Genomic DNA, 9,244 nt, shown 5'->3' with positions numbered 1-9,244 from the left:
TTTAGAAACATCTGCATTTTTTGTTTTAGGGTAATTCTTTCTATACAAAAAAGATGTACCTTGTTTTGGTCAATAAATGAAGCACTTTTTCATCCTATTATTCATTCCGTTTTTATTTTCGTGTAAAAAACACTTTCATCAAACTAATGAAATCATCAAAGTTGAACTCGCCCGCAGCGGTGCCTGGTCTGATTATGGAGGTGCGATAGGTGTCGATAGTTCATTGAATTATAAATGCTATGATGGTAATACGAAAAGGAACTTCATTGGGAAGATTAACGCCAGCTTCTGGGATTCGATAAATAGAAGATTTGAACAAATTAAATTTAAGGAGATACCAGTATTTGATAATAAAAATATTGCAGACGCAACTTATTTTGAACTAATAATCTACTGGAAAGACAGTAGCAAGCGAATAACAAGGGTTAGGGACATAAAACCAGATTCAGTTGTCAATGCGTTTAGATGGTTAAATGATAGTTATAAAAAGGTTATGCTTCACCAAGTTAATTATTCCATTAAATTTGAAACGACTTTTCAAGATCCTCTACCGCCTCAACCCAAAATTGATCAGGTGAAATTCCCGCCGCCAATAAAACAATAAAGCATCAGCTAATTTCTTTGTTATCCCGAATGTGTATATTTGACTTATGGACAGCCAGGCAATCTATAAAACAATTCGCGAAACGGTATTAGCTAACTTACCGGGGTCACGTGTATTGCTTTTTGGCTCCCGTGCAAGAGGCGATGGGGATAAATTTAGCGACTATGACCTGTTAGTTATTACACCTCAGACTTTTACACCGCGAGAAAATATTAAATTAAGTACCTTACTGAACCATGCGATATCTAAGGCGCTAAAAATTCCTGTCGATATATTGATCAATAGTGAAGATGAAGTCCTTGAAAAGCAAGAGCTACCTGGTCATGTTGTACGTACAGCAATTAGGGAAGGGATCATATTATGACATCGGCCCATAAAGCTTATGTAGAATCGTGGCTTAATAAAGCAGAACACGATCTGATGAGTGCTCAGCGGCTGATTGAAATTGAACCGATGATTTTAGACAACGCTTGTTTTCACTGCCAGCAAGCGATGGAAAAATGCCTAAAGGCATATCTGATCTATAACGGATTTGACGTACAGAAAACTCACGATATCATAGATTTGCTCGCTGATTGCGCAAAATATGATCCGGTATTTGCGGGAGTAGACCCTTTAGATATCAATGCATATGCCGTACGGGGGCGCTATCCGGATACTAATTTGATGCCATCAAAAGAAGAAGCAGACAGCTATTATCAATTAGCTCTTCAAATCAAGGCATTAACCAGCGAAAGAATATTTTACTAATATTATTAGTAAAATGAATTTTAAATCAGCACATTTGCACATCCGCATATACACAAATCAAACAATTGGCAAAAACAAGATTCGCATATTTCTGTCAGAGCTGTGGGCATGAGTCAGCTAAATGGCTGGGCAAATGCCCCTCGTGCAGCCAATGGAACACTTTTGTGGAAGAAGTGATCGAGAAGGATAATAAGGCTATCCCCAATTGGAAAACAGCCTCTACCACGCTGCAAAGGGCCAATAAGCCTGTTAAGGTGGCAGATATTACCTTTAAGGAAGAACATCGCCTGCTGACGCCTGATAATGAGTTTAACAGGGTTTTAGGCGGCGGGATAGTGGCCGGGTCGCTGGTATTGATCGGCGGGGAGCCGGGGATTGGCAAATCAACCCTGATGTTGCAGCTGGCATTGAATATGCCGGGCATAAAAGTGCTGTATGTTTCGGGCGAAGAAAGCGAACACCAGATCAAAATGCGGGCGGAACGGTTAGAGGGAGTCTCGAGTCTGAAGTCTCAAGTCGAAAGTCTGAATGGAAATACTAAATCCGAAATCGAACATCCGAATTCCGAAATCGGAGGGTGCTTTATATTGACAGAAACCTCCACCCAAAATATCTTTAAACAAATAGAAGCGCTGGAGCCCGACCTGGTAGTGATCGATTCGATCCAGACCCTGCATTCGGCGCATATTGAATCCACGCCGGGCAGTGTTTCGCAGGTGAGGGAGTGTACCGCCGAATTATTACGTTTCGCGAAGGAAAGCTCGACCCCGGTATTTTTGATCGGCCATATTACCAAAGACGGAATGATTGCCGGGCCAAAGATCCTGGAACACATGGTGGATACCGTATTGCAATTTGAAGGCGACCGCCATCATGTTTACCGTATTTTACGTACTATTAAAAACCGTTTTGGCTCAGCCTCTGAACTGGGTATTTATGAAATGCTGGGCGAAGGGCTGCGCGAAGTATCCAACCCTTCCGAAATATTATTATCCCAGCGGGATGAGCCTTTAAGCGGGATCACCATCTCCACTACGCTGGAAGGGATGCGCCCGATGATGATAGAAACGCAGGCACTGGTTAGTCCATCGCCCTATGGCACACCGCAGCGGACTGCCACCGGCTTTGATACCAAACGGATGAGCATGCTGCTGGCCGTACTGGAAAAGCGCTGCGGGTTTAACCTGGGCGCAAAAGATGTTTTTTTAAATATTACCGGCGGTATCCGCGTGGAGGACCCGGCAATTGACCTGGGCCTTGCTGCCGCCATTATCTCTTCGCACCAGGATATTCCTATTCCATTTAAAACCTGCTTTGCAGGCGAAATTGGTTTGTCCGGCGAGATCCGTGCCGTAAACCGCGTCGAACAGCGCATTGCCGAGGCGCAAAAACTGGGTTTTGAACAAATCTTTATCTCCAAATATAATCTTCCATCAGGGGGGCATGATAAAAAAGGCATCGATCTTTCACGTTATAAAATTGATATAAAAGTTGTAAGCCGGATTGAAGAGGTGTTTGAGATCTTGTTTGGGTAATGTGATTGTTATAACAAATTACGTAAATTTGTATATGGCGAAAATTGATTACAAGGAATATATCGAAGTGAATCCTGAAATAAGATTCGGCAAGCCTGTGATTAAAGGGACCAGGATAACTGTATACGACGTTTTACAATGGCTTGCTTCAGGTATGACACATGAGGAAATAATCACCGATTTCCCCCAATTAAGCGAAAATCAAATATTGGCTTGCCTTGCATACGCCGCCAATAAAGAACGTATCGTAAAGGTGGCATGATATGCGCTTAATTTCTGATGAGAATATTTCATGGCGTTTAAAAAAACTGTTGCCTGATTGGGAGATATTGCCATCAAACGAGATCATCTCCAAAGTGCGATTAACAGATTTAATGATCTGGAAATTCGCCAAAGCCAATCAATATACAATTCTGACTTTTGATGAAGATTTCTTTGAACTCCAAAATCTGTTTTCCTATCCACCTAAAATAATCTGGCTTAGAACTGGAAATGTAAGCACTGCGGAGATAGCATCATTATTAATAAATCTGAAAGATAATATTCTCGAATTTCTGAATAGTGACGAACTGGGGATATATGAGCTGTACCTGTAGTTAACAGCACCCTATAATCAGGGAATGCAATTATCCTTCCTCCTGGTATCCACAATATAAATGATCTTCCAGCCATCTGCGGTTCTCATCAGCTGAAAAACATCCACACCGCAATGGCTGAATTTATCGCCAAGATAGAACCGATAAGGCGCCCAAACACCGGCCAGATCGCCGTCAATTTTTATACCGTCGAACACAATGCGTTCATCATAAACGGAAGCGTGCGGTGTGCCGATCGCTTTTACAAAACCGTCTGCGCCTTCGGTAGACAGAATTGCTTTTCCATCTTTATCATTGGAGACGCTTTGCAGGATCATATCTTTTGAGAAAACTGAACGCAATAACGTGCTATCGCCCTTACGCATGGCCGTAAATAAGGTGTTGATGGTTTGTTTAACGGCGAGGGTGTCTGCTTTCTGGGCATATAAGTTAATCGACGCAATCAGGATAAAACTTGTAAAGAGTGCTTTCTTCATGAAATATTATTTAATGGGGATGATCGTTTGAATTTTAGCGGGTAACGTTACCCCAAACTGCCGGGCTCTCTGAACCAATTAAATATAAATACCTTTTTTTGTTAATAATAGTATCGTGCGTGAAAATTATCGGGTGTAATGAGGATGATCCAATCCTTGGATCATTGCTTTGACTTATTTTAAGTTTATCACCAACATTATAAATATTTTGATCGCATATTGCTAAAACTGAAATTTCCCTTGGATAATTATTGTTATTGGTTACGGTGCCTATAATTAATGCATAAGGAATGCCTTTGGTGTAACAAAATACATCATTTTTAAAAAACTGCTTCACAATAATTTGAATCGTATCTTTTATCGTGAAGAACTTAAAATCGTAAAGTTGTCCTACGTAATGAATGATTTTATTAGGATCATTGGGGTTAACCGTTTGCTTATTCTGCCCTGAAGCAGTGCAAATGCAAAAAGAAAGAATGCCAGCAAATAGGGTTATCCGCATTTTATAAATATAAAAAAAGCCCTGCATAAAAATGCAAGGCTTCCATTAGTATTATTATAAGATCAGTTAAGACATTTTTAGTTTCTTCTGGATATCGGCCACGTAGCCTTTGAATTTCTTATCGGTATCAATTAAGTCTTCAACAGTTTGGCAGGCGTAGATCACGGTGGAGTGGTCGCGGCCGCCGAAGAAATGGCCGATTGATTTTAATGAACTTTTGGTATGTGCTTTAGCTAAATACATAGAGATCTGCCTGGCTTGTACAATTTCGCGTTTGCGGGTTTGTGATTTTACCATTTCAATCGGCACTTCAAAATACTCGCAAACCAGGTTCTGGATGTATTCCATCGAGATTTCTTTGGAGGAATTTTTAACAAAATTCTTCAGCATCTGCTTGGCAAGCGCCAGGTCAATCTCTTTACGATTCAGCGTCGACTGGGCCAGTAAGGATACCATCGCGCCTTCCAGCTCACGTACGTTATTGTCGATATTATGGGCGACGTATTCAATTACATCGTTTGACAATTCGATGCCGTCCTGGTAGGTTTTGTTTTTAAGGATGGCCATACGGGTTTCCAGGTCAGGAACCTGCAGATCCGCCGATAGGCCCCATTTAAACCTTGACAGCAGGCGTTCTTCCAGCCCGGCCAGGTCCTTAGGCGCTTTATCTGAAGTAATGATCACTTGCTTGCCTGATTGGTGCAGGTGGTTGAAGATATGGAAAAAGAAATCCTGTGTTTTTTCCTTGCCTGCAAAATTATGTACGTCGTCCATAATGAGTACGTCAATTGCCTGGTAAAAATTCACAAAATCATTAATGTTATTGTGTTTTAAAGCATCAACAAACTGCTGGGTAAATTTCTCGCAGGAAACATATAATACCAGCTTATCAGGCAGGGTTTGTTTGATCTCGTTACCGATAGCTTGCGCCAGGTGCGTTTTCCCTAAACCAACGCCGCCGTATATCATTAAAGGGTTAAAAGAGGTGCCACCTGGTTTGGCCGCCACCGCATAGCCTGCCGAGCGGGCCAAACGGTTACAATCGCCTTCAACAAAATTGTTGAAAGTATAGTTGCGGTTTAACTGCGGATCAACATTTAGTTTCTTTAAACCCGGTATTACAAATGGGTTTTTGATATCCTTATTTATTGAAATGGGTATTGGCATTGATTGATTTTTTGATTCGGCACCGTTACCGTTTGATGGTAGATTTGTGGTATAGGGCTTACTTGATGACGACTGTTCAACAACTATGTTATACTCCAAACGTCCGTCATCACCTAATTGTTTTTTTATAGTTTTCCGCAGCAAGCCCACGTAGTGTTCTTCAAGCCATTCGTAAAAAAATAAACTTGGTACTTGAATGGTTAAAACACTCCCTTCCATTCTTAAAGCTTTTATCGGCTCAAACCAGGTCTTAAAACTCTGGGCCGGTATGTTATCTTTAATGATTTGAAGGCAGCTATTCCAAACATTAGTACAAGTTTTTTCCATATAAATTTTATTAAAATATTGATTTCCAACCTACCAGCGAACTATCTTTTGGCCTGTTTGGGAACATCGAATATTCTAAAAAAAAGCGGATAAAAAAATTATATTTTCACTTTTTGTTGAAATATATTTCAGGTGTTTTTGAATTTATATAGTGTTTTTTTGACAGAGAATATTTATATTATGCGCAAGGCAAAAGCCGGGAAATCGCCTGGTTAATTATTTAAAATTTTATTTAATTTTTATGATTTTAGTAATAGAAAGTTAAATTTTTAAAATCAATACTTCTAACTATAATGCACTGGTTAAGGTATTTAGGTAATGTGAAATAGGTAATGATTGATGTTGCTTTGTGTGTAACGCAGAAAAAATCGATTAAGCAAATGTAATTAGTATTCGCCAAACACATTTCTAAGTGTATCGGCAATTTCACCCAGCGTAGCATAGGCTTCTACCGCGTGAAGGATAAATGGCATCAAATTGTCTTCTCCTTTTGCAGCCGAACCAAGTTTTTCAAGGCAGTTTTCCACATTATTGTTATCCCTGGCCTGTTTAACCTGGCTGATTTTTTCGGTCTGCATTTTACGGATGGAGTCATCCACGCGGAAAACATTTATAGAAGGTTTTTCGGGCTCGGTAAACCGGTTAACACCAACCAAGATCTTGTCGCCATTTTCTATTTCTGTTTGGTACTCATATGCCGACCGCGCGATCTCCTGCTGCATATAGTCCTGCTCAATGGCTTTTACCGATCCGCCCATTGCGTCTATCTTTTCGATATAAACCAATGCGGCTTTTTCTATCTCGTCAGTTAGTGCTTCCATAAAATAGGAGCCGGCCATCGGGTCAACCGTATCGGTCACCCCGCTCTCAAACGCAATGATCTGCTGGGTGCGTAAAGCAATTTTTGCTGCCGCTTCGGTAGGTAACGAGATCGCTTCATCGTAACCGTTGGTATGTAATGATTGCGTACCGCCCAGTACTGCCGCCATTGCCTGTGTGCTCACCCGGATGATGTTATTCATGGGTTGCTGTGCGGTTAGTGTTGAGCCGCCTGTTTGCGTATGGAAGCGCAATTTTTGGGCGCCAGCCTCAGTTGCTCCAAGTTCTTTGGTGATATGTGCCCACATCCTCCTGGCAGCCCTGAATTTGGCGATCTCCTCAAAAAAGTTATTGTGGCAGTTAAAAAAGAAGGATACCCTTTTTGCAAATACGTTTATGTCGAGCCCCTTTTGCAGTGCAGCCTTTAAATACGCTTTGCCGTTGGCCAGGGTAAAGGCAAGTTCCTGCACGGCGGTCGAGCCGGCTTCGCGGATATGGTACCCGGATATCGAGATAGTGTTCCATTTGGGTACTTCCGTACTGCAATATTCAAAAACATCGGTGATCAGCCGCATGGAAGCAGCAGGCGGGTATATATATGTACCGCGCGCGGCATACTCTTTTAATATGTCGTTTTGTATGGTGCCGGATAATAGTTTCAGATCAGCGCCTTGTTTTTTTGCCAGGGCGATATACATCGCCAACAGAATAGGAGCAGTGGCATTAATGGTCATCGAGGTTGAAATATTTTTCAGTTCGATGCCATCGAACAATATTTCAATATCCTTTAATGAGTCTATAGCCACGCCCACTTTTCCAACTTCCCCTTCGGCAAGTGCATGGTCCGAATCATATCCTATTTGCGTGGGCAAATCAAACGCAACGGAAAGCCCCATAGTGCCCTGGCTGAGCAGGTAATGGTAACGTTTATTGGATTCTTCGGCGGTGGAAAAGCCGGCATACTGGCGCATGGTCCAGGGTTTACCCCTGTACATATCTTTCTGTATACCCCGGGTAAATGGAAATTCGCCCGGGAGTTCATTCATGCCCGAAGGGTCAGTATAAACCTCCCTGATCTCGATACCTGATGTGGTTGTATGTTTCTTTCCGGGCATATTGTTGTTTAGATCACTGATTACACCGATTTTTTATTGCAGATTACATCGATTGAATAGTTCTTTATCCATGCTTCGTCTTTCGGACTTTTCCGACTCTCCGGACTTTTCCGACTTTCTTAAAAAAGCTCCTCCAGGTCCTTCCGCATCATGCTGGTGCCTATTTCGTAAGGATTGTTTTCTACCTGGCTCAAAAATCCCAGTATCGCTTTACTCAATTCCAGTCCGGTTGCGGTTTCGGGCAATGATTTTACAGCATTGCCTACCATTGCCAGAGTATCATCCTTAAGGTTTTTCACTACTCCCCAGGCACGGCTGCTTACATAAATTTGCTGGGTGATATTGTGCTGGTACTCGCTGCGGATATCTTCCATTATTAAACTATGTAATTCATGTGCGCTGTAAGCTGTGGCATTTAACCTGATCAGCATATTGGCGGGATTGATACGTTCAATAAATAAAACAAGGCGCTCATACGCCTGCAGGCGCAACGGCAATGTCTGGCTGCTCATTGATTTCCTGAATTCAAGCAATTGGATCTTCTCATCCCGTTCAAGATAAGGCTTCACAAGGTAAAAGGCAATCCATACCACCCCTACGCCGGCGAAGGTATATTTTAAAATATCTAATAAAAATGGTAGCAGGTTCATACAGATGAATGTTAAATAGCGGTCATAAATATACCGGGTGCAACAAAAATCTGCAATTTACCTTATATTTGTGTAGTTAAATAAAAATAAGATGAGTATTGCTGTTGAAACCGCGCCTGCACCGGTAACATTTACAGAAGGCGCCGTAAAGGAATTGTTTAAATTAAAGGACCAGCAGGAAATTGGCGACGATTTTGGCTTGCGCGTTGGCGTTGAAGGCGGTGGCTGTTCAGGAATGAACTACGTTTTAGGTTTTGACCAGAAAAAAGACGGCGACCAGGAATTTATGATCGATGGCATAAAGGTTTATATGCATAAGGCGCATGGTTTATACCTGGCCGGGATGCAGATCGATTTCCAGGACGGCCTGAATGCCCGTGGTTTTACTTTTAATAACCCCAATGCGGCCAGCACCTGCGGATGCGGTACTTCGTTCTCGGTATAGTTTAGATAGCATCAGGATATAAGAGCCAGGCATCAGGATTGAAGTGTTTATCTTCTCCTGGTTCCCGGCTCTTTTTGTTTACTTCCCTCGTTGGCTTAATATTTCAGTACTATAAAGCCCGTTTTATGTATGGTTATACCGTTAACGGCGTAATCCAGCGAATAAAAATAAGTACCCGGCATTTGCATAGCGCCGTTCTTGTTGCTATGCCCGTCAAATACTTTAGTGCTATTGTCATACCCTTTGGCTTCGAAGATC

General features: G+C 41.8%; 13 protein-coding genes. 7 read left to right on the top strand and 6 right to left on the bottom strand.

The features are described 5' to 3' along the window. The first annotated feature begins 76 nt into the window (after window positions 1-76). The 6 genes from QZY09_RS23395 to QZY09_RS23370 all read left to right on the top strand — a co-directional run bounded on the left by QZY09_RS23395 (window position 77) and on the right by QZY09_RS23370 (window position 3,485). Window positions 77-604 (top strand): hypothetical protein, encoded by a 528-nt coding sequence (locus QZY09_RS23395; protein ID WP_295676787.1) that lies wholly within the window; start codon window positions 77-79, stop codon window positions 602-604. A gap of 46 nt (window positions 605-650) precedes the next feature. Beyond that, the gene (locus QZY09_RS23390; protein WP_295676786.1) at window positions 651-968 is read left to right on the top strand and encodes a nucleotidyltransferase domain-containing protein; all 318 of its coding nucleotides are present in this window, start codon (window positions 651-653) and stop codon (window positions 966-968) included. Then, window positions 965-1,354: a HEPN domain-containing protein gene (locus QZY09_RS23385; RefSeq protein ID WP_295676784.1), complete on the top strand. Its 390-nt coding sequence runs from the start codon at window positions 965-967 to the stop codon at window positions 1,352-1,354. The genes QZY09_RS23390 and QZY09_RS23385 overlap by 4 nt, the downstream gene beginning before the upstream one ends. Before the next feature lie 65 nt (window positions 1,355-1,419). Further along, window positions 1,420-2,889 carry a DNA repair protein RadA gene (gene radA / locus QZY09_RS23380; protein ID WP_295676782.1) on the top strand — a complete coding sequence of 490 codons (1,470 nt, stop codon included), beginning with the start codon at window positions 1,420-1,422 and terminating at the stop codon, window positions 2,887-2,889. A gap of 34 nt (window positions 2,890-2,923) precedes the next feature. Beyond that, a complete protein-coding gene (locus tag QZY09_RS23375; protein ID WP_295676780.1) occupies window positions 2,924-3,151 on the top strand; it encodes a DUF433 domain-containing protein in 228 nt (75 codons plus the stop codon). A gap of 1 nt (window position 3,152) precedes the next feature. Continuing rightward, window positions 3,153-3,485 (top strand): DUF5615 family PIN-like protein, encoded by a 333-nt coding sequence (locus tag QZY09_RS23370; RefSeq protein ID WP_295676778.1) that lies wholly within the window; start codon window positions 3,153-3,155, stop codon window positions 3,483-3,485. 17 nt (window positions 3,486-3,502) lie between these two features. Here QZY09_RS23370 and QZY09_RS23365 read toward each other — a convergent pair whose 3' ends face one another. The 5 genes from QZY09_RS23365 to QZY09_RS23345 all read right to left on the bottom strand — a co-directional run bounded on the left by QZY09_RS23365 (window position 3,503) and on the right by QZY09_RS23345 (window position 8,541). Continuing rightward, on the bottom strand, window positions 3,503-3,961 hold the full coding sequence (locus tag QZY09_RS23365) for a nuclear transport factor 2 family protein (RefSeq protein ID WP_295676776.1): 459 nt from the start codon (window positions 3,959-3,961) through the stop codon (window positions 3,503-3,505). Window positions 3,962-3,995: 34 nt separating this feature from the next. After that, the gene (locus tag QZY09_RS23360) at window positions 3,996-4,463 is read right to left on the bottom strand and encodes a hypothetical protein (protein WP_295676774.1); all 468 of its coding nucleotides are present in this window, start codon (window positions 4,461-4,463) and stop codon (window positions 3,996-3,998) included. Window positions 4,464-4,529: 66 nt separating this feature from the next. Continuing rightward, window positions 4,530-5,957 (bottom strand): chromosomal replication initiator protein DnaA, encoded by a 1,428-nt coding sequence (dnaA, locus tag QZY09_RS23355; protein WP_295676772.1) that lies wholly within the window; start codon window positions 5,955-5,957, stop codon window positions 4,530-4,532. A gap of 386 nt (window positions 5,958-6,343) precedes the next feature. Beyond that, entirely contained in the window at window positions 6,344-7,891 is a 1,548-nt protein-coding gene (locus QZY09_RS23350) for a methylmalonyl-CoA mutase (protein ID WP_295676770.1), read from the bottom strand. Between the two features lie 119 nt (window positions 7,892-8,010). Continuing rightward, window positions 8,011-8,541: a hypothetical protein gene (locus QZY09_RS23345; RefSeq protein ID WP_295676769.1), complete on the bottom strand. Its 531-nt coding sequence runs from the start codon at window positions 8,539-8,541 to the stop codon at window positions 8,011-8,013. Between the two features lie 91 nt (window positions 8,542-8,632). Between QZY09_RS23345 and QZY09_RS23340 the strand changes: the two genes are divergently transcribed. After that, window positions 8,633-8,986, top strand: a complete 354-nt coding sequence (locus QZY09_RS23340; RefSeq protein WP_295676767.1) for an iron-sulfur cluster assembly accessory protein — start codon at window positions 8,633-8,635, stop codon at window positions 8,984-8,986. Between the two features lie 95 nt (window positions 8,987-9,081). On the opposite strand, the gene QZY09_RS24830 is transcribed toward QZY09_RS23340, so the two are convergent. Next, a complete protein-coding gene (locus tag QZY09_RS24830; RefSeq protein ID WP_367119265.1) occupies window positions 9,082-9,243 on the bottom strand; it encodes a hypothetical protein in 162 nt (53 codons plus the stop codon). Window position 9,244 lies beyond the last annotated feature (1 nt).

The sequence above is a fragment of the uncultured Mucilaginibacter sp. genome (genome assembly GCF_903913935.1).
Lineage (GTDB): Bacteria > Bacteroidota > Bacteroidia > Sphingobacteriales > Sphingobacteriaceae > Mucilaginibacter.
Note: the sequence above shows the minus strand (reverse complement) of the source record. Positions and strands in the feature narration are given on the sequence as shown.

What these genes read in the sequence shown, in the direction of transcription:
- QZY09_RS23375 (WP_295676780.1), top strand. Translation starts at nt 2,924, where the DNA reads ATGGCGAAAATTGATTACAAGGAATATATCGAAGTGAATCCTGAAATA.
- QZY09_RS23390 (WP_295676786.1), top strand. Translation starts at nt 651, where the DNA reads ATGGACAGCCAGGCAATCTATAAAACAATTCGCGAAACGGTATTAGCT.
- QZY09_RS23370 (WP_295676778.1), top strand. Translation starts at nt 3,153, where the DNA reads ATGCGCTTAATTTCTGATGAGAATATTTCATGGCGTTTAAAAAAACTG.
- dnaA (WP_295676772.1), bottom strand. Translation starts at nt 5,957, where the DNA reads ATGGAAAAAACTTGTACTAATGTTTGGAATAGCTGCCTTCAAATCATT.
- QZY09_RS23365 (WP_295676776.1), bottom strand. Translation starts at nt 3,961, where the DNA reads ATGAAGAAAGCACTCTTTACAAGTTTTATCCTGATTGCGTCGATTAAC.
- QZY09_RS23340 (WP_295676767.1), top strand. Translation starts at nt 8,633, where the DNA reads ATGAGTATTGCTGTTGAAACCGCGCCTGCACCGGTAACATTTACAGAA.
- QZY09_RS23350 (WP_295676770.1), bottom strand. Translation starts at nt 7,891, where the DNA reads ATGCCCGGAAAGAAACATACAACCACATCAGGTATCGAGATCAGGGAG.
- QZY09_RS23345 (WP_295676769.1), bottom strand. Translation starts at nt 8,541, where the DNA reads ATGAACCTGCTACCATTTTTATTAGATATTTTAAAATATACCTTCGCC.
- QZY09_RS23395 (WP_295676787.1), top strand. Translation starts at nt 77, where the DNA reads ATGAAGCACTTTTTCATCCTATTATTCATTCCGTTTTTATTTTCGTGT.
- QZY09_RS23360 (WP_295676774.1), bottom strand. Translation starts at nt 4,463, where the DNA reads ATGCGGATAACCCTATTTGCTGGCATTCTTTCTTTTTGCATTTGCACT.
- QZY09_RS23385 (WP_295676784.1), top strand. Translation starts at nt 965, where the DNA reads ATGACATCGGCCCATAAAGCTTATGTAGAATCGTGGCTTAATAAAGCA.